The following is a 21,374-nucleotide window of genomic DNA, read 5'->3' on the forward strand; positions in this document are numbered from 1 at the left end:
TCTTATGAAAAAAACATTATTGCATATAACCTTGGCTTTATTATTTGCAGGAACCGTATCATCTTGTAATAAAATATTGGAAGCACCGTCTAAATCTGCATTGGATGAGTCGGTTATATTTTCTAACCAAGATCTCGCGGAAGGGGCTGTTGCAGGAATTATTCAATCTTTTGGTGAAACAAACTCCTATCGGGGTAGATATTTGGTCTTCTATGGTATCAACACAGATGCAGAGGTCAATAATAGTCTGAAGAATCCTGGCGACGAAAAATCACGATTGTCAAATTATAATACTAACGTGAATAATACCCAAATGAATACCGATAACAATGCCTGGGCTAAATTTTATGAAGGTATTGAGCGGGCTAACTTAGCGATTAGGGGCCTGCGTAGTTATGGGAATATTGAGCAGCGCCCGGAGATGGCTTATATTCTAGGCGAAATCCTGACTTTGAGGGCTGTGGTATATAATGATCTGGTCAAAGCATGGGGTGATGTGCCTGCTCGCTTTGAACCATTGAGTACAGCGTCAATCTATATCGAGCGTAGCGATCGTGATGTAATTTACAAGCAGTTGCTGGCCGATCTGGAGGAAGCTCAAAACTATCTGCCTTGGCCGAACCAAAGTGCAAAGACATCCAATGTTGAACATATCAATAAAGCGTTTGCTAAGGGCTTGCGTGCTCGTTTGGCTTTGTCTGCCGGAGGTTATTCTCAACGAGCAGATGGGGTTCGTAAAAGTAATGATCCTGAATTGGAGTCGAAAAAGATGTATGAGCTGGCAAAAAAAGAATGTTTGGATATCATCAATAGTGGCGCCGCAAAGCTTCTCGGTTTTGAAGAAGTTTTTAAGACACTATGCCAAGAGAAAGGACAGGCTGGATTAGAATCACTATGGGAAATTCCCTTTAGTGAAGGTCGTGGTCGCGTTATATTTGATCTGGGTGTCAAGCACACCACAACAGATAAGTATACTGGCCAAAATAAGGGCGGAACAAATGGGCCTAATCCAATTATGTTCTACGAATTTGAGAAAGAAGATGTACGGCGGGATGTGAGTTGTGTGCCTTACGAATGGACGGGTGGTGTACAGGTACCAACAAATCTCGGTAAGTGGTATTTTGGGAAATATCGCTATGAGTGGATGTCGAGGGTGGTTACTTCGACCAATGATGATGGTTTGAATTGGATGTATATGCGCTATGCTGATGTTCTTTTAATGGCAGCAGAGGCAATAAATGAATTGGATGGCCCAAATGCTGCGGCACCTTATTTTAAAATGATCCGCGAACGGGCTTATCCAAACAATCCGGAGAAAGTAACGGCTTATATGCAGCAAATCACCACAAGTAAGGATGTTTTCTTTCATGCCCTCGTCAACGAACGTGCATTGGAGTTTACGGGAGAAATGTTGCGTAAGGGTGATTTGATCCGCTGGAATCTTCTAGGGGTCAAGTTGGCTGAAGCTAAACAAAAGTTACAGCAGCTGGAGAATAGACAGGGTAAATATGCGGCATTGCCTGCCAATATCTACTACAAGACAGCAGCTGATGGTGAAAAAGTGGAAATATATGGCTTAAATTTTGGCGACACAGATGCAGTGGGCGCTGCGGCAGGATATACTTCCTCAAAAAAATGGACGATGGTAGCAAGTAGTGATCAGGCAACCTTCTGGGATGCTTTATACCTCCGCGATCCCAATACACAGCAATTTTGGCCTATTTGGCAGTATTTTTTGGATAATAGCAACGGTAAGTTGAATAATAATGGTTTTAGTTTTCAATAGAAAATAAGCATACGAATGAAAAGAATCAATATAATGCTATATCTCGGTCTTGGACTTATATTCGCAAATATAAGCTGTTCTGACGACCGAATAAGGGAACTAACAGAACTGACAACAGATCGTTATTTTTCTCCTACAGGAGTGAGTGCTCGAATAATTAATCAAACAGGAGTTCAATTGACCTGGAAGAAAAATGCCACAGCGAAAGGTTATACAATAGAACTGTTTGCTAATGGAGAACTAAATTTTGAGGGTAGCCCTGTCAAGAAAATTGAAGGTATTACAAATGATCAGATTCCCTATACGATTATTGGGTTGGATGGAGCAACGAATTATTCTGCCCGTATCAAGGCTATAGGAGTTGAAGTGGCTGATTCCAAATGGAGTACCATTACCTTTAAGACCAACGAAGAACAGATTATGAAGCCTGTCAGTCCGGAGGGAATCCAGGCAACTTCTGTTCGTCTGAATTGGGCCGCAGGTGAAGAGGTAACAACGATAACCCTTAACCCTGGGAATATTGTCCATCCCGTGACCCCGCAAGAAATTGCAGCGGGCGAAGCAACAGTCACTGGTCTGGTAGGAGAAACAGCCTACACCGCGACACTATTGAAAGCAAACAAGATCCGTGGATCAGTCACATTCACAACATTGATAGATTTGGGGGATGCAGTTGTTGTACAGCCCACAGACGACCTCGCCGCTGTAATCGGAACCGCCAAAGCGGGGGATGTACTTGCCTTAATGCCAGGAACCTATTCACTTGCTGCAGATATACTGATCGATAAAGCGATATCCATCAAAGGTGCAAAACCGGCCGATCGTCCGTTGGTAAAATCTGCTTATTTTAATTTGGATAAGGGCGCATCACTGTCATTAAAAGATCTTATGCTTGATGGAGAAAATAAGTCGGGCGGAAACTGTTTCATTACATTGCAGGCAGGCGCTTTCGGAAATATTCGTTTGGAAGATAGCAAATTGATAAATTATCCGAAAGGACTCGTGTATGGCAGTTTTAATGCATCGATAGAAACATTTATCGTTAACAATAATACCTTCGATAACTTTGTTGGTAATGGAAATGAGTTTATCGATTTTAGAAATGCTATTGCGAAAAACTTTGAATTTACCAATAATACCGTTTCTAATGCCGTCTTGAACCGGGAATTTATCCGGATGGATGCTGGAGGATCTACCGCTTATCCGGCTATTACAAGTATGATCAAAGTGAACAACAATACCTTTTATAATGTTATACAAGATGCTGCTAAGCGTTTCTTCTATGTGCGTTTAGCGAAGAATGAAATTACGTTCTCCAAAAATTTAATTGTGAAGTCACTGGCAATGACAGCTAATCAGTCTGCAACGAATCTGGTCGAGCGCAAAAGTAATAATTACTTCGATGCGGTAAACTTCTATAACAGTTCTGCCTCCGGGGTGAAAAATGATGCCATCGCTAATGGCTATACACTACTGGATCCCGGATTCAAGGACGCTCTCAAAGGAGACTTTACACTAACAAACCAAACATTAAAAGATAATGGTATTGGTGATCCAAGATGGGGTCAATAGTATTTTTTATGTTATTACTGCACGCCTTCTGCTTAATTAAGAAGGCGTGTGTCTTTTTATAAGTTCAATGAAAAAAATTAGTATACTTATTTTGGGCTTTGTGATGGTAATTTCCCTTCTTGCTTTACAGCAGGATCAAACTCTCACAATTTATATCATTGGCGATTCAACAGCTGCAAATAAGGACAAGCGCAATTTTCCAGAAACTGGTTGGGGAATGGCTTTTGCAAAGATGTTTAATCAACAAGTGAAGGTAGATAATCGCGCATTAAATGGCCGCAGTTCTAAATCCTTTAAACAAGATATGGATAAGGCCGGGGGCATTGTTAATCATTGGGAACCTATTTTTGAAAACCTCCGTCGCGGAGATTATGTTTTTATCCAGTTTGGACATAATGACGAAAAGGTCGATAAACCCAATGTTGGAACTTCGTTGGGAGAGTTTGAACGGAATTTGACTTTTTATATCAATCAGACAAAGGAGAAAGGGGCAATCCCAGTTCTTTTGACACCAATAGCACGACGTAAATTTGATAATGGCGTTCTGATCATGACCCATGGACAATATCCGGCTGTTATCCGCAGGATTGCCCGAGATATGCAAATACCTTGTATTGACATGGAAGATCAGACAACAGTACTTATCAGGTCTTACGGAGAAGATGGAAGTAAGAAATTATTTTTGCATGTAGACAGTGGCGATATGAATTATCCACAGGGAAAGAAAGATGACACCCATTTGAATACCTTTGGAGCCAATGAAGTGGCGGGGCTAGTTGCCAAGGGGATTCGCGAATTGCAGTTACCTATTCAGAAAAATTTGATTGTGAAGTAACTATAGCGTGCTACAATGAAAGCGAACTGAAGGTTATTTCTAGCCAATAAAATCTGACAATTTCAGAAAAAAAGCGACATCGATTATTTCGATGTCGCTTTTTGATATCAGCCGTATACTAGAAAATGTATTTCGTACTTAAGAAATTTGATTCATTTTCACTCACGATTTCATTTAATAATTTCTTGTTTTCCTCTGTGAATTTTGTAGCCACTAGAGAACGTATAGAGAATGACCGTAAAGCATCGACTACTGACAATGTTCCTTCAGCACTGTCCTTTCTGCCTGTAAAAGGGAAAGTATCTGGGCCGCGTTGGCATTGACAATTGATGTTTACGCGGCTCACTTGATTGACCAGTGGATCAATAAGCGAAGAAACAACAGCTGCGTTATTACTGAAAATACTTACTTGTTGTCCGTGCGAAGATCCGATTAGGTACTCGATAGGTTCTTCAAGGTCATCAAAAGGAACGACAGGAATAACAGGACCGAATTGTTCCTCCCGGTAAAGTTTCATCTGTGAATTGACAGGGTAGACAATTGCCGGGTAGAAAAATGATTCTGCAACTTGACCACCATTCTCATTGACGACTTTTGCACCATATGCTTTTGCATCTTCAATGCATTCAGTCAGATAGGCCGGTTTATTGACTTCAGGAAGCGGGGTCAATGATACACCCTTTTCCCAAGGCATTCCATATTTCAATTTTGCGACTTCAGCAGAGAGACGTTTTAGGAACTCTTGCGCCAAGCTGCGATGCACATAGATAATTTTTAATGCGGTACATCGCTGGCCATTGAAAGAAAGTGATCCCAATACGGTTTCAGAAACTGCGAGGTTCAAATCTGCGTCTTTTGTAATAATTGCTGCGTTTTTTGCGTCCAAGCCAAGAATAGCGCGAAGGCGATTCACTTTTGGATGCAATTTTTTAAGTTCATCAGCAACGCGGCTTGAACCGATTAACGTCAAGACATTGATCTTTCCTGATTGCATTAAGCTAGGTACAATCTTATTGCCACGGCCATAGATTGTATTGACAACCCCCTTAGGGAAGCTGGTTCTAAAAGCTTCTAATAAAGGATAATGTAATAAAGTACCATGTTTAGGTGGTTTGAATAACATGGTATTCCCCATGATCAACGCTGGAATCAATGTTGTGAATGTCTCATTCAATGGGTAGTTGAATGGTCCCATACAAAGGACTACGCCTAATGGAGATCTTCTGATTTGGGCGACGATACCTTGTTCGATTTGAAAACGTGAAGAATCGCGGTCTATATCTTTCAATGCATCGATCGTTGCATAGATGTATTCTACAGTACGATCAAACTCTTTTACGGAGTCTGCGTAGGATTTGCCAATTTCCCACATAATAAGCTTGACAACAATGTCCTTTTTGGCAATCATCTTTTGTGTGAAATTTTCGACACAGGTAATACGATCGGCAACGCTCATTGTCGGCCATTCTCCACGGCCATTGTCGTATGCTTTTACAGCAGCTTCCAAGGCTTCCATGGACTCTTTTTCAGTACAAACAGGAAAGCTACCGATGCGCTTACGTTTCAAGCCATCCTTAGTCTTCACACAGATTGGTGAAAAAACCTCGTTTACTTGACCCGTCCAAGAAATCATTTCTCCATTGGAAAGGAACTCTCTTTGATCGACCTGTTCGTCTAGTGTAAATTCTGCGGGAATGTCTTGCTCCTCGTAGAAAATACTTTCTAAGTTTAAGCTCATTGTTTTTAAAAATGGTTTAGATTGATATTTATAAAGATATTGCTAATATACTATAAATTTTGCAATATATGTTAGTTTTTTATTAAAATAAGTTTAGGTACTAGTGTTTTCATTACAACCCATGCAATTAAATATGCTATGGCGCAGAAAGAAAAGATAATGAAATATCCTGCCTCTTCTCCTTTGAAGCCCATAAAGACCAGCTGAGTTTCTTTTGCAAAATCAAATAACCAGCCGGACGTTTTGTTGATGATAAAGGCTCCTACCCCCCCGGCAAGTCCTCCGATTCCTGTAACAGTCGCAATGGCACGTTTGGGAAAAGAATCACCAATAGTGGAAAAAATATTCGCAGACCAAGATTGGTGTGCAGCTCCGGCAAAACCGATCAAAATGACAGGTATCCAATAGGAAATATGACCTAGGGGTTGGGCGAGAAGTACAACCAAGGGTACAAAGGCAAATAACAACATTGCTTTCATACGGCCCTCATAAGCATTCATTCCTTTTTTGTCAACAAAATAGGTTGGTAGCCATCCGCCATAAATAGACAACATGGTAATGCCATATAAAACAAAGATAGCCAACTGCCCTTCGGTATCTGATGATTTGATATCGTATACAGCAGAGAGATAGGCCGGCATCCAAAATAAGAAGAACCACCAAACACCATCAGTCATGAATTTACCAAATACGAAAGCCCATGTTTGCTTGTATTTTAAACATTCCGATATGGTAGTTCGCGGTTGTTTGGTTACTTCGGTCTGTTCTGTCTCATGATCATCTTGATGAATGTAAGCCAATTCAGCAGCATTTACTTTCGGGTTTTCGTGTGGCTTTTTATAAAGAAAAATCCAAAAGCCCATCCAGACAAATCCTAGAGCACCGATAATGATAAAGGACATCTCCCAGCCCCAGTGTGCTGCGATGACAGGAATGGTCAATGGGGCGGCTAATGCGCCAATGGTTGCTCCTGAATTGAAAATACTGGTAGATAGGGCACGGTCTTTCTTTGGGAAATACTCTGCCGTAGCCTTAATCGCGGCAGGGAAGTTACCGGCCTCGCCGACAGCTAGAACGAAGCGGGCAAAAATAAATAGATTGACGCTAACACTCATGACTAAACCCACGTTGTTAACATGAGAAATTGCCTCTTTTGCCCCTTCGAAACCAACAAACCATTCACCGGCAACGATACCTGAAGTGGCTATACCACAGAATGCATGTAATATCGCGCCAATCGACCAGATTCCGATCGCCCATAAAAAGCCTTTTTTGGTATCCATCCAATCTACAAAGCGACCTGCAAAAAGCATACTGATGGCATAAAAGATCGAAAATAAAGCTGTGATGTTGCCATAGTCCGTATTTGTCCAATGAAATTCAGGACTTATAAAATCCTTCCAAGTTAAGGATAGCACCTGACGATCCAGGTAATTGATGGTAGTAGCAAAAAATAGTAGCGAGCATATCACCCAACGGTAATTACCCTTTTTCTCCGTGTTTATCATAATGGGTTTATAGTTATTTTTAGTGTACGTGTCTGTTTTGTATGCCAATAATATTCCCCTTCAAATGTTTGCCTTCTATGCAGTATCGAAAGGGGAATGGTTACCGTGCCTTTGAGACAAAGTCAAGAGCCTTTTTGGTGTTCTCGAATAAATTGCTTGTGTCTTTGGGGTCAATTAACTTACTGCCTATACCTACGGCACATACACCTGATTTGAACCATGTTTTTAGATTTTCCATTTCGATCTCTACGCCCCCCGTCGGCATAAATTTCTGACCTTTAAAGAGATCTCGTATCGACGACATAAATGCCGGTCCCAGAATGTTTGCAGGAAACAATTTTATAAGCGCTGCCTCTTGCTGCTGCGCAGTATAGATTTCTGTGGGTGTCATGCAGCCCGGGATCCATAGCTTATGTTGTTCATGCACAAGTGAACCGACCAGAGGGTTTACAATGGGAGAAACAATAAAGTCCGCCCCAATTTGTAGAAATTGTTGGGCTTCGTCAACTGACTTGATGGTGCCAATACCTAAATAAAGATCAGGCATTTCACGGTCTCTGGTGTCAATTAAGCTTTCAAAAACACTCAATGCTTCGGGGCCTCGATTTGTAAATTCAAAAACACGTATACCTGCCTGGTATAGGGTTCGCAGAATCTCGATACTTTCTGCTTTATCGTGATGGAAGAACAAAGGAAGTGTCCCTTGCTCAATAATTTTATCTAATACAATCTCTTTCAAATTCATGCTATCATTCTATTTTTTATGTCTTCCACAGTACTTGTTGTTGCATCGCTGGCGATGAATAATTTATCGAACGCTGCGAGCGTTGCAAACTCTAGGGTTTCTTTTGGAGAAAGGTTGGAGTATAATCCATAAATCAAGCCTGCCATAAAGCAATCTCCACTACCGACTTTATCCAAAATTTCTTCGGAAGTATATTCTGTTGATTTAATTAAACTGTCTTTGTCAAACAGGGTGGTGTAATACTTGATTCCCTTGCTTCTATAGTCAAAACGAAAGGTATTGGCCACATATTGACAAACCGGATTCGCGGAAATAATTTCCTTGCTTGTGCGATCGGCCTGTGCCAGTAGATCTTCTTCCTGATATCCAAAAGAAGAAGTTAAGAACTGTTCTTCTAGTTGGGTTCCGAGCATTTGATGAGCAGCCCATATATTGCCCATAATTAAATTGCAATACTGCGCAATTTCGGGCATAATCTCCTTCGGTTCCTTTCCATATTTCCACAGCTTAGCGCGGTAATTAAGGTCCAATGATACGAAGATTGACTTCTCTTGTGCTTTTTTTACAGCTTCCAGACATAGATCTGCAATATCTTGGCTAATTGCGGGACAGATGGCTGAAAAATGAAACCATTTGACATCGGCAAAAATTTCTTCCCAGTCAATGCTGCCCACTTTAAGGTTTGCAAAAGACGAGTTCGCACGATCATAAATAACACCTGCATTTTTTAGATCTTTTCCTTTTGGGAGATAGTAAATACCTAACCTCTCGCCAGTCCACTGCATTGCTGATGTGTCTATATTTCTGCGCTGCAGATAGCTATCAATCCCTTCACAGATCGTATTTTTGGGAATTGCAGATAGATAGGATGACGGTACATTCCACAGCGCTAATGCTGTGGCTACATTCAGCTCCGCCCCGCCGATGTAGAAAGGCAGCTGATGTTGTTCAATCCAATTCTGTTCGATGTCGGGACAGATCCGCAACAACAATTCTCCAAAGCTTAAAACTTTCCCCTGCATGTTCATTAAAATTCAAAATATTCTTTTGCGTTATTATAGCTGATATCCTGTATGATTTTTCCTACCCATTGAATATCATTTGGTATTTCCCCATTCTCGATATCTTCTCCAAAGATGTCACAAATTAATCTTCGGAAATATTCATGTCTTGGAAATGAAAGGAAGCTTCTAGAATCTGTCAACATACCAACGAGACGGCTCAATAAACCCATATTTGAAAGCGTATTTAGCTGCTTTGTCATACCATCTTTTTGGTCTAGAAACCACCAAGCCGAGCCAAACTGAATTTTTCCCTTGATTGAGCCATCATTGAAATTCCCGATCATAGTGGCAATAAGTTCATTGTCGGCAGGATTGAGATTATATAAGATGGTCTTGGTTAGCTTATCTTGATCGTCTAATTTATTCAAAAATTTTGATAATGCACGTGCCTGGCTAAAATCTCCGATCGAATCCCAACCTGTATCGGGCCCAATCAAACGATGCATACGGGCATTGTTATTGCGCAATGCTCCTAAGTGATATTGTTGAACCCAGCCTTTTTCATGATCCCATTCTGCAAAATAAATGAGCATGGCGGATTTGAATTTTAGATTTTCGGTCAAGGAGATTTCCTTTTTTGTTCTAATCTTTTCAAAGATTGTCACGATTTCCTGTTCGGTATAATCTTCTGCATAGATTTGTTCCAATCCGTGATCTGATACTTTGCATCCGTTGGCAGCAAAGAAATCATGTCTTGCTTTTAACGCATTTAAATAATCTCCAAGGCTATGGATCTGCATGTCGCTGACCGCTTCGAGTTTATCGATATATTGATTCAATGCAATGATATCATCCGAGTTCATCGCTTTATCCGGACGAAATGCGGGAAGCATCTTGAACGATTCTTTTTCCTTTGCGAATTGTTGGTGAAATTCCAGGCTATCGATAGGATCGTCAGTGGTACAAACGACTTCAACATTCATCATTTTAAGCAGGCCACGTACGGAATAGTTGTCCTGGCTTAATTTGGAAGCCGTATCAGCATATATTTTAGAAGCTGTTTTTGGAGAAAGTAGGTCGGTGATCCCAAAATAGCGTTGTAGTTCTAAGTGTGTCCAATGGTAAAGTGGATTGCGAAGGGTATAAGGAACAGTTTCTGCCCATTTCGCAAATTTTTCCTCATCTGATGCATGCCCTGTAATAAAATGCTCATTGATACCATTGGCTCGCATGGCCCGCCATTTGTAATGATCACCATGTAACCACACCTGACTAATATTGTCAAATTTTACATCATTTGCGATCTGCTCCGGAATCAGATGATTATGATAATCAATGATGGGCAGGTGTTTTGAATAATTGTGATACAGATCGATAGCTGTATTGGTGTTCAATAAAAAATTGTCGTCTAAAAAAGTTTTCATACTCTATGCTGATTTATAAGCTTACACCTCTTTTCCAAGGTATAAAATCATCCTGATTTAATAAAACTGCTTTGGGAGTTATTTCTCCACTCGCAGCCTTGATACAATATTCTAATATATCTTCACCCATATTTTGGATGGATTTCTCTCCGTCGATAATAGCGCCAGTATTGATATCGATAATGTCTGCCATTTTGGTTGCCAGGACATTGTTCGTCGCTACTTTGATCACTGGGCATATCGGGTTACCAGTGGGCGTACCTAAACCCGTCGTGAACAAAATAAGTGTTGCGCCTGCGGCAGCTTTCCCTGTGGTCGCTTCCACATCATTTCCTGGCGTGCAGACGAGGTTAAGCCCAGGCTTCGTTGCTTCTTCTGTGTAGTCCAAGACATCAACAACAGGGGAGGTTCCGCCTTTTTTTGCTGCTCCATTGCTTTTTATCGCATCCGTAATAAGTCCATCACGAATATTTCCTGGAGATGGATTCATGTAGAACCCAGAACCGACAGCTTCCGCGGCATTACTATAGGCGGTCATCAGGTCAATGAATTTATTGGCAGCTTTAGGGTCGATTGTACGGTCTATTAAGTTTTGCTCGGCACCACACAATTCTGGAAATTCAGCTAAAAGTACTTTTCCGCCTAGGGCAACCAAAAGATCGGCGGTATAACCAACTGCAGGATTGGCGGAGATCCCACTGAATCCATCACTGCCACCGCATTTTACACCCAAGGTTAATTTGCTCAATGGTACGGGTTGCCGCCCTAGTTTGTTAATTTTTGTCAGCCCGATAAAAGTTTGTAGTATCGCTTCTTTCAGCAGTTGCTCCTCACTTTTTGATTGTTGCTGTTCAAATAAGTACAAGGGTTTGTCAAATCCCGGATTACGCAGTTTGATGTCATTGACGAGATCGTTCAGCTGCAGATTTTGGCAACCCAGACTCAATACCGTAATACCTGCGACATTGGGATGGTCAGCATAGGCGGCAAGTAGCTTACTCAATATGGCTGCATCTTGTCGGATTCCGCCACAACCACCCTGATGATTCAAAAATTTGATCCCATCTACGTTTCTGAATACACGATCCGATTGCTCCGTAATTGTATTTAGCTGCCCAAGTGAGGATAGGTCTAGCGTTTCACCCTTTTCATAGGCTTTTAACAGCTGATGGGTGAAGTTCTTGTATTTTCCAGTGACTGAATAGCCAAGCTCATTGTATAATGCCTCTTTGATAACATCAAGATTTCGGTTTTCGCAGAAAACGGTTGGGATAAATAACCAGTAATTTGCGGTGCCGACACGGCCGTCCGGACGGATGTAACCATTGAAAGTTCTTCCTTCAAACTTTGCAACATCAGGCTTTTCCCAGTGGTAATGTGAAGGCCTGAAATAGTAAGGTTCGGCTGCATGTTTAGTGTTGTCGGTATTCATGATGCTTCCCTGTGGGATATCAAATTGCGCTTTTCCTACGAGAACACCATACATATAGATTTCGTCACCAAAGTGCATATCCTGCATAAAAAATTTATGCTTGGCCGGAATATCTTCCTGTAGCATATAATGTGCACCCTCAAACGAAATGGCATCACCTTTTTTGAGATCTTGTAAGGCGACTAAAACATTGTCTTTAGGATGTATCTTTAATACGTTGTTTTTCATCTTTAGTGCTATTTATACCGTTTTATTGTCAGGAAACGATGAGATTTCGAGGGCCTTTAATGCCCCTTTTTCAATGATCTGTTGCAATTTTTGGTTCACTGTTTCTTCAAAATGAGGAAACTCCGTTAAATTGATCCCCCATAAGCCCGTATCTGAAAGCACGGTATGGACGAGTGTATCTGGATTGCACCAAGCGGTATGTAATATTGGTGCAGACTCATCCTGAAGTACAACTGTTCGTCCATGAATCAATTGCTCATACTGATCACCGTTCAGCTTGGATTTTAATAGATAGAGGTAAGCCGCAAATCCAAGCGCGAAGAGCTGTGGCGCTTTATTGTGCGTTGTATACCATTTTCTTAGCAGCGGTATATTGCGCATTGCCATTTTTGAGCTATAGTTTAAAGCGATGGATTCCCATTTGTGTTCCAGATATGGATTGGCAAAGCGGTCGATGACTTTGGATGAGAAATCGTTTATATCCGCAACAGAAATGCTGTCGCTTAAAATGGCGGGACCAATTTCGTCTTGCATTAAAAGACGTATAAATTGATTGAATGCTGTATTGTGCATCGCCTCCTTTACTGTTTCGAAGCCGGCAAGAAGGGCAAGGGCACAACTTAAGGAATGTGTTCCATTGAGGAGCCTTAATTTGATTTCCTTGTACTTTTCAATTGATGGAACCAACATGACATTCGGATCTGCCAATGCAAAGGAAAGGCGTTGTTGCACACGTTCAGAATTGGCTTCTATCGCCCATAAGCGAAAGGGTTCGGCCATCATCATCAATTGATCTTCGTAGCCCAATAAAGCGCAGGTTTTCGTGTATTCCGCTAAAGGCAATGCTCCGGGGACGATACGATCGACTAGCGTGTTACAAAAATCATTAGCGATATCAAGCCAGTCTATAAACTTTTCTGGGAGTTCATTCAGCTTAGCCAAGGCTGTGACGATTGATTTCAGTTTAGTTCCATTGTCGGGAATCAATTCGGTCGGGACGACGGTTAAGCCCTTATTTTTGTCCGCATTGAAGTAAACAAATCTCCGATAGAGGATCGCTAAAAGTTTTCCAGGAAAAGAAGCAGGGGGGGCGTCATTGATGGTGTCTTCGCTCATCACAATGCCAACTTCGGTCGTGTTGGAGAAAACAATTTCCAGATCCGGATTTTCAGCGCTTTTTAATATGTCTGACCAATGTTGGTTGGCTGCCAATACACGAGAAATCGAATTGTTGATTTCGTAATGTGAAATTTCTTCACCGTCTTCTACGCCTTTAATAGCTAGTGTGTATAGGTTGTCCTGTTGTTCGAAAGCATCAGCGCCGGACGAACTTGTTGACTTAACAACTAGGATTCTACCGCAAAACAAATTTTTTTGATTGGCTTTATTGACGAAATAATCTGGTAGGCCTCTGAGCAATACACCAGTGCCAAATTGAAGAATCTTTTCCGGATAAAGGAAGGAGGATTCTGTCGGCTTGCTGATGAGATCAGAAGTGATTGTATGTATAGTATGTCGTGTCAGTAACATCTGCTCGTTTTATTATTGAATTTTGTATTGTTTTTTCCATTTTGGATAGTCCTTTTGGATCAGCTTTTCCGGCCAGTTGCCGAACCAAGCATAGCCATTTCTACGCTCCTCTGAAACCTCCTCAAAGTTGTATTTGATTGTATTGTCCCGATCTCCAAACAATGGACGGTTGTCTTCGAGATTATAAAATCGCGCCCAAATCGTGGAAGTCCGATCAGCGACAAGCTGCCGTTGATATTTTCCAGTCACCCTATCTTGTATGCGGTCGAAACGGTAACCCTCAATATCATGCTGTTCGAACCATTGTATTGCATGTTCGATCGCTTGCTTAATTTCAGTGGTTGCAGGCTGTAGCATGAGAAAGCGAACGATGGAAACAGATTCACTAGTGCTCAATGAAGCTGGTTCAAACTTTCTTGCCTGAGCAGGTTGTAAAGTGTTCTGATCGTATTGCGCAGCCCAAATACTCCTTTTTCCGTCTTGTATGACCTGTGTTTTTAGGATACAGGTTATACCCTTTTCAACTGCTTTTTGCGCTTTTGACACAAATATGGGATTGATAGCCTCAAACCCCTCTCGCTTATTGGCTACTTTGTAAAGCACTAGTAATGCATTGATCATCGCATCATCGTTGTATGTTATCTCAGCTCTATAGTGTAATTTATTTGGGTAGTATTGTGGAAATCCGCCATTCTCATATTGAGCCGATAAAATATATGCAATCCCCTTTTCTGCAGCAGTCAAATATGCCTTATTTTTAGTGTCCTTAAAAGCCTTGATCAATTCAGTTATTTCCCGGGTTGTCGCACTGTTGTCGAGCGTAGCATGATCAATATCTGTTTTCTTGATCTGCTGTAGGCGCTCTTTCGTTAATGGAAGACTGTAATCAACGACACTTTTGTCTACCAACTGTTTGGGCCAGGCGCCATTTGACAACTGGTACTGAAGCATCTTTTCGGCCACTGAATTTTTGGTGGACGCAGTCTGCCCTGTACAGTAATTATGAAACACTGATACCGCGATGAAACTTAACATAATTATTTTTCTCATGGTCTCTAGTTGTTGATCTGTTTGAATAACCAGTGAACTAAATCATTCGCTGCAGTAAAGTTCTCATATTCCTTAGGTAGCTTTCTTCCATCGGTATATTCATTATATAACCAAGGGTCCCCAATGGCAAATACGGTACCTTTTCCATATTTTGCCGTAGCAATAATGGTATCACCATGGTCTTGAATCAATGCTTGGGCCGGAGCCTTCGCCTGTAATGTTGAAATTTCCTTGATGTATATTTGGGTTGCATTCGGAAAGATAGCATTCCCTTTTGGAATAGCAATTGCTCCTGTCTGAAAGTCATTTCCTTTCACCCGATTGCGACTATCCTCATTGAATGTGATGCCAAACTTCTGTGCAAGGGTATTGAATTTGTTGATTTCGCAGTTGCCACTATCATTTAAGAAAAGAACGAGTACACCGCCCTGTTTAACCCACTGTGAAATCTGTTGGGCGTCGGTTTCATTCATAAAATGGGGATGCTCAGTTTCTTTTTCTGTATCGGGGTCTACGATGATGTAGATATTAGATTTTGAGAGATTCTGTAATGTTGGTGCTGTTTTTAATGTGTTTAATTGACCACCATTTTTTTCAAATACCCTACCCAACAAGGAAAATCCGTTGTTGTCGTCACCATCCCAAAGATAGTGGTAGGGTTTAAGTTGTCCGGATGCAGTCTTTTTATATTCGTTGTTGAAATAATTGTCCAATGTAACAGTGCGTCTTTTTTTGCCCTTTTGTTCTTTCGCAAATTCAACTTCGGATGCTGCAAGGATAAAAGCACCGACTCCTTTGGGATCATTGGTAACGACTGGTTCGCTCATATAATACGCAAAGCTGCCATCGCGATAATTTTTCCCTCCCAAACCAGAAACTTGAACAGTCTTTGTAAGATTAACACGGTTTTCTCCAGCAGGGACGATGAATTCTTTTACAAGCCCTTGGTAGCCCCGATCCAGATTTTTCTGAAATGAAACCGGAATATAACCTTTGCGTAGTGATTTTGCCAATGCAAATACAAACATGCTTGAGGCCGAAGATTCTAAGTAATTCCCTTTTCTTGTTCCTAAATCCACGATGTCGTACCAAACACCGGTTTTGACATCTTGATACGTGACAATTGCGGATAACGTTCTGTTTAAGATGGCAAGGAGTTCTGGTCTTCGTGGATGCTCTTCTGGGAAATAGTCCAATACATCGACAAGTGCCATTACATACCAGCCCATACCCCTAGCCCAAAAGTGCGGCGATAAACCTGTTTTCGGGTTTGACCAGCGTTCCTTTCTTGATTCGTCCCAGCCATGATACAACAGACCAGTTTTCTTGTCACGGGCGTTTTTTTCCATGTAGCTAAACTGGTTGGCGATATCGTCAAAAGCAGCAGGAATATCCATTAGGCTTGCATATTCTGCGTAGAAAGGTTGTCCCATGTACAAACCATCTAGCCACATTTGGTAAGGATAAATTTTCTTATGCCAAAATCCACCTTCATGTGTACGAGGCTGCTTTTGAAGCTGTGCATATAATTGGTGGCAGGCCTTTAGATATTTTTCTTTACCGGTTACTTTGTAGAGCGTTAATAGTGCTGTTCCATTTTTGATATTGTCGATATTGAAGTCGTATGCATCATAGTTTTTAATGGAATCCGGAATGCTGAGATAAGCATCCATTCGCGATTGCATATAATTAAAATAGGTAGCGTTTGCCGTATTGCGCCATACATCTGTTAGGCCTTCAAAAATAACCCCCATATCGTATGACCATTTTGGAAATTTGTCGGTCCTGTTGAATAATGAATCAGGATAGAGCTGTTCAAGTACAGTGTTAGCCATCTGCTCAGAGAAAGGTTTTTGTTGTCCAAATCCTGAAAATGGAACAAATACTACAAGGTTTATAAGAATTAAAAATAATTTTCTCATCGCGTTCCTAATTTTTGATCGTTAAGGATTTGTCTGTACTTCCGGCTATAAATTGACTGACCGTCTTGGCAGTCCTTGTGTTGGATTTCGATAAATTGATATTACTGCTTTTATCACCCGCAACCTCAATATACAGTTCGGGAGTGTCTAATGCTTGGATATTATCTAGATTTATCGCAGTGCTATTATTGATGGCGATCAGCGGATTATTTTTCGTTGTTTTTAATGTGATATTTTTCAGATTAACCCGAGAAGCTTCAATGATTTCAATACCATTACATGCTTTCAATGTTGCATTTTCTATCCATATATGCTGAATATGCATTTCAGGGAGACCACGTAAGAAAATTCCTTTTGAAGCTCCTTTCGCCACGATATTTTTGATATAGAAGTTTTTGAATTGCGGCGTTTCTTCCGTAACTGGAAGTGTAACTGTTTTTACTGGAGACCTCTTCTCTCCAGCCAAAGCGACCGGATCTACAGCCGCGTAATACATATCAAAAAGAATCGCTTCGCCTGGGATATCAACCATATTGATATTATTGATGAAGATGTTTTCTACAACTCCTCCACGACCTCTTGTTGTTTTGAAACGAAGTCCGATATCAGTTCCAATAAACGAACAGTCTTCCACCCAAATATTGCGGGCGCCACCGCTCATCTCGCTTCCGATTACAAATCCACCATGTGCATGATAAACAACATTATTGCGGATAATTACATTCTCGGTTGGCCTGCCACGGTCACGCCCAGCTTTATCACGGCCAGACTTAATACATATGCCGTCATCGCCAACATCAAATGTACAGTCTTCAATGAGGACATTTTTGCAAGACTCCACATCTACACCATCGCCATTTTGGCCATACCAGGGGTTACGAACCGAAAGCTTGCGTAAGGTTAGATCTTCACATAGCAAGGGGTGTATATTCCAGGCGGGAGAGTTTTGTATCGTTACTCCTTCCAACAATATTTTTTTACAGTTTGTAAATACCAAAAGATTTGGTCTTAAAAAATCTTTGACATCTTTGAAATTCTCAACTGTTGTGCCGGGACGAATAACCCCGGCTTTCTTTTCTTGCGAACCTTTCAGGGAACTTGTGGAGGGGTACCAGATCTCATTGGTGGTGTCGACAGTGCCGCCCGATGAAACGAGATTTTTCCATTGCGATGCGGTTAGTTTGTTTTTTTTAACCATCCTCCAGGCATTTCCATTGCCATCGATAATGCCATCGCCTGTAATGGCGATATTATATAGGTTCTTGCCCGATATCGGATTTTGATTACGCCAAGCCGGCTCACCTTCCCAATTAGATTCAACAAGCTTATATTGATTAAAGTCCTTGGTGAAAAGCAGTACGGCATCTCGTTTGAGGTGCAGGTTTACATTGCTCTGCATTTCAATAGGCCCCGTCAACCAAATTCCCGGAGGGATCAGTACCACACCGCCGCCACGTTCGCTACACGTGCGGATCGTTTGGTTGATTGACGTTGTATTAAGAAATTGACCGTCACCTTTAGCGCCATAATTGCCAATATTTAACGTGTCTTTCTTAAATTCGACCTGTTGTACGATAGGACGGGCAGGCTCTTGGGCGATACTCAGCTGTGGTAGCACGAGAAGCAATCCAAGAACGGATTTCAATGTACGTGAATAGTGCTTTTTAAACGAATTCATTTTTTACATTTTGGTTTAAAAATGGTTATTTGTAAAAGCAATTGTACATTCTTTGTCCCTAACTTGGATGAAAAACTTATGCAATCGTTACCAGTCATTACTTATCTATCAAATGCAAGGCTTGGTACCCAATCCTTGAATACACGTTGAAAATTAAGGCTATCGGCCTCTCTATCTGTTAACAGGCGACTCCATTTGACACGATTTTGTGACACTGAGCCTGCGCCTTTGTTTTTATATTCTGCGAAATAAGCTGTTTTTTCATTTGACTCTTTGCCCCAGTTGTGCCAACCTTTATCTTCAATAAATTGGGGAAGGTTGCAATGCATGAAGATTACTTTAGCATAAGGTCGCCAAGGGCGTCCCAGATAGAATGTTTTTGTGTCTTTATTTCCTGTGATGTTGCAGTTATTAAAGATATAGCCAAAATCTACGTGCTCGGGTGTAGATGCTGCGGTAATATAGCCCTTGTTTTTGCAGTGCAGTTCACAATTCTCAAACCAGGCCGTGGAAGCGCCAAAGATAAAATCTACAGTACCTTCGATATAGCACTGATAATACAGTTGTCTTGTCCCCTTCCCGAAAGTGTATAGGGTGTCTTGAAATCCTAAGAAGCGACAATTGAGAAACAAATTACGGTCTCCGGAGATCCATGCCGCCACTGCCTGGCCCACTGGGCCGGATCCATTTTCAAAAGAAAGGTTTATGGCCGTAAAGTCGTCCCCATAGCAATAAAAACTTGCGGAGCCGGAAGTACCCATTTCTTCACCAAAACGATTTTTCTTTTGCGCATAATCGTCATAACTGATAATCGTTTTAAATTTATCTTCACCGACTAATGTAACAAACTGCTTGCTCCGCGGGAGGATGATTTTTTCGCGGTATGTGCCGTTTTTGATATATATTTTTGTTTCCTTTTTTCGATAATCAGGGACAGCATCAATGGCATCTTGAATTGTTGTGAAGTGTCCCGTACCATCTTTGGCCACGACAAAATCATAACTCTTTACTTCCGCAGCAAAAAGAAAAAAAGGAATTAAAAAAAGAGAAAGTATGATCGTCCGCATTCCAAAGTGTTTAATTGGTCAATGAAATTACCAATATTAAAGCCTTCCTTAAAGGAAATCCACCAAAATAAATGCGCAAACGTTATCGGTCACGTTTGCGTGAGCCGATTGAAACGACAATTCTAGCATGCTACCATGGCGTGTAAAGTATGTTTGTATCTTGAAATATTGCCTGTATTGGATATATTTGATTGAGTTGATATAGCCATAAGGGGATAGTCAGAACGAAATAAGGTTCCTAAATTGTCTATATGGAGTTTAATTGTATTGCATATAAAAAGCAATTTCTCTAAGTTTGTTCAACAAATTTCTCAACATGGACATCCAATCGCTTTATCAGATTTATAAACAGTATCCGAATATCACCACTGATACACGTAAAATTGAAAAGGATAGTATATTCTTCGCTCTCAAAGGGGCCAATTTCAATGGAAATGCTTTTGCAGAGAAAGCACTTGAAATGGGCGCTAAATATGTTGTTATTGATGAAGAGATTTTCCAAAAAGGAGAACAGTATATTCTTGTTGATGATGTTTTAAAAGCATTACAGCAACTGGCAAATTATCACAGACAGCAGTTGCATATTCCAATTATTGGTGTGACGGGTACAAATGGAAAAACGACTACGAAGGAACTGTTGTATGCTGTTGTTTCGCAGAAGTATAAGGCATATGCGACAAAAGGAAATTTGAATAATCATATTGGTGTTCCCATAACATTATTGGCGATAGATGATTCCGTTGAGCTCGCAATCATCGAAATGGGGGCAAACCATTTGGAAGAAATTGCTTTTTTGTGTGGGATTGCCGAACCGACACATGGTTTGATTTCTAATGTTGGTAAAGCACATCTAGAAGGTTTTGGGTCTTTTGAAGGAGTGAAGAAAACCAAAGGTGAGCTATACGATTGGCTGCAGGACCATCAAGGTGTATTATTTTTGCAGGCCGATAACCCACATCTCAAAGAGATGGCTTCCGCTCGTAAGATAGCTAACATCATTACTTATGGTTTTTCGGAAGATAATGACGTGATTGGAAAGCTTCTTAAAGCAAATCCCCTTTTACAAATTGAGTGGCAAAAGAAAGGGGCGGCCGAATCTTATGTAGTTGATACGCAGTTAACAGGCTCTTATAATACCGAAAACTTTCTTGCGGCAATTGCAGTGGGTTTGCATTTTGGCGTTCCTTCTGCGTCGATCAATCGGGGTATTGAAGGATACACACCTACCAACAATCGCTCGCAGATTATGAAAACGGCCCACAATACGCTGATCTGCGATTATTATAATGCCAATGCAACGAGCATGGCCGCTGCACTGGATAATATCCGGATTATTGAAGCGGATAAGAAGGCTATTGTATTGGGTGATATGTTTGAATTGGGAGCCGAATCCTTTGAAGAGCATAAAAAAATTGTTGAAAACGTAAGAGCTATTCCTGCAGATCGCAAAATTTTTGTCGGCAAAGAATTTTTCGCACATCGGTATGAAGGTGGGGAGTTTTATGAAACTACTGCCGAAGCAAAACAAGCAATCAGTGCAAAGCCGATAACTGATGCCACCGTTTTATTGAAAGCATCACGTGGCATGGCTTTTGAAAATCTGGTCGATTTACTATAGCCTTTTTAGCTTTGTGTTATGCACAACTAGGGGATAAGTTCGGGGTGCGACCATATTGCGACCATGGTGCTCCCGCATTGAATGTACTTAAAAAGGTGGACTCAACGTGGACTCACGGTGGACTTACCGTGGTCGCAGGGCGAAGATAGTAGGTGTTTGCTGTTGCTTTGGTGCCGCTGAATACCAAATTACCCATCAGGCAGGTTCGAGTAAAAAGGAAGGGCAAAACAAACAGTT

15 protein-coding genes are annotated in these 21,374 nt (G+C 41.1%); 4 read left to right on the forward strand and 11 right to left on the reverse strand.

Annotated elements, in window-relative coordinates:
* The first annotated feature begins 4 nt into the window (after positions 1-4).
* From OK025_RS08665 to OK025_RS08675, 3 genes are all read left to right on the forward strand, one after another.
* Positions 5-1,786, forward strand: a complete 1,782-nt coding sequence (locus OK025_RS08665; RefSeq protein ID WP_317669132.1) for a RagB/SusD family nutrient uptake outer membrane protein — start codon at positions 5-7, stop codon at positions 1,784-1,786.
* 15 nt (positions 1,787-1,801) lie between these two features.
* Positions 1,802-3,358, forward strand: a complete 1,557-nt coding sequence (locus tag OK025_RS08670) for a DUF4957 domain-containing protein (protein ID WP_317669133.1) — start codon at positions 1,802-1,804, stop codon at positions 3,356-3,358.
* Between the two features lie 67 nt (positions 3,359-3,425).
* The gene (locus OK025_RS08675) at positions 3,426-4,193 is read left to right on the forward strand and encodes a rhamnogalacturonan acetylesterase (protein ID WP_317669134.1); all 768 of its coding nucleotides are present in this window, start codon (positions 3,426-3,428) and stop codon (positions 4,191-4,193) included.
* A 118-nt stretch (positions 4,194-4,311) separates the two neighbouring features.
* Here OK025_RS08675 and OK025_RS08680 read toward each other — a convergent pair whose 3' ends face one another.
* From OK025_RS08680 to OK025_RS08730, 11 genes are all read right to left on the reverse strand, one after another.
* The gene (locus OK025_RS08680; RefSeq protein WP_317669135.1) at positions 4,312-5,931 is read right to left on the reverse strand and encodes an NADP-dependent glyceraldehyde-3-phosphate dehydrogenase; all 1,620 of its coding nucleotides are present in this window, start codon (positions 5,929-5,931) and stop codon (positions 4,312-4,314) included.
* 71 nt (positions 5,932-6,002) lie between these two features.
* A complete protein-coding gene (locus tag OK025_RS08685; RefSeq protein WP_411567692.1) occupies positions 6,003-7,439 on the reverse strand; it encodes an MFS transporter in 1,437 nt (478 codons plus the stop codon).
* A 100-nt stretch (positions 7,440-7,539) separates the two neighbouring features.
* The gene (locus tag OK025_RS08690; protein ID WP_317669136.1) at positions 7,540-8,184 is read right to left on the reverse strand and encodes a bifunctional 4-hydroxy-2-oxoglutarate aldolase/2-dehydro-3-deoxy-phosphogluconate aldolase; all 645 of its coding nucleotides are present in this window, start codon (positions 8,182-8,184) and stop codon (positions 7,540-7,542) included.
* Positions 8,181-9,206, reverse strand: a complete 1,026-nt coding sequence (locus OK025_RS08695) for a sugar kinase (RefSeq protein ID WP_317669137.1) — start codon at positions 9,204-9,206, stop codon at positions 8,181-8,183. Before OK025_RS08695 ends, OK025_RS08690 begins: the two co-directional genes overlap by 4 nt.
* A gap of 5 nt (positions 9,207-9,211) precedes the next feature.
* Positions 9,212-10,612 carry a glucuronate isomerase gene (uxaC, locus tag OK025_RS08700; RefSeq protein WP_317669138.1) on the reverse strand — a complete coding sequence of 467 codons (1,401 nt, stop codon included), beginning with the start codon at positions 10,610-10,612 and terminating at the stop codon, positions 9,212-9,214.
* Positions 10,613-10,625: 13 nt separating this feature from the next.
* Positions 10,626-12,272, reverse strand: a complete 1,647-nt coding sequence (locus tag OK025_RS08705) for an altronate dehydratase family protein (RefSeq protein ID WP_317669139.1) — start codon at positions 12,270-12,272, stop codon at positions 10,626-10,628.
* Between the two features lie 12 nt (positions 12,273-12,284).
* Positions 12,285-13,802 carry a tagaturonate reductase gene (locus tag OK025_RS08710; RefSeq protein ID WP_317669140.1) on the reverse strand — a complete coding sequence of 506 codons (1,518 nt, stop codon included), beginning with the start codon at positions 13,800-13,802 and terminating at the stop codon, positions 12,285-12,287.
* A gap of 12 nt (positions 13,803-13,814) precedes the next feature.
* Complete coding sequence (pelA, locus tag OK025_RS08715; RefSeq protein ID WP_317669141.1) at positions 13,815-14,852, reverse strand: pectate lyase; 1,038 nt, start codon at positions 14,850-14,852, stop codon at positions 13,815-13,817.
* A gap of 5 nt (positions 14,853-14,857) precedes the next feature.
* Positions 14,858-16,774, reverse strand: coding sequence for a glycoside hydrolase family 88 protein (locus OK025_RS08720; RefSeq protein ID WP_317669142.1), 1,917 nt, complete (start codon positions 16,772-16,774; stop codon positions 14,858-14,860).
* Positions 16,775-16,781: 7 nt separating this feature from the next.
* Complete coding sequence (locus OK025_RS08725) at positions 16,782-18,452, reverse strand: glycoside hydrolase family 28 protein (RefSeq protein ID WP_317669143.1); 1,671 nt, start codon at positions 18,450-18,452, stop codon at positions 16,782-16,784.
* Positions 18,453-18,553: 101 nt separating this feature from the next.
* Positions 18,554-19,519: a pectinesterase family protein gene (locus OK025_RS08730; protein ID WP_317669144.1), complete on the reverse strand. Its 966-nt coding sequence runs from the start codon at positions 19,517-19,519 to the stop codon at positions 18,554-18,556.
* Positions 19,520-19,835: 316 nt separating this feature from the next.
* Between OK025_RS08730 and OK025_RS08735 the strand changes: the two genes are divergently transcribed.
* Positions 19,836-21,137 (forward strand): UDP-N-acetylmuramoyl-tripeptide--D-alanyl-D-alanine ligase, encoded by a 1,302-nt coding sequence (locus tag OK025_RS08735; protein ID WP_317669145.1) that lies wholly within the window; start codon positions 19,836-19,838, stop codon positions 21,135-21,137.
* Positions 21,138-21,374: the final 237 nt, after the last annotated feature.

This window comes from Sphingobacterium sp. UGAL515B_05 (assembly GCF_033097525.1).
GTDB lineage: Bacteria > Bacteroidota > Bacteroidia > Sphingobacteriales > Sphingobacteriaceae > Sphingobacterium.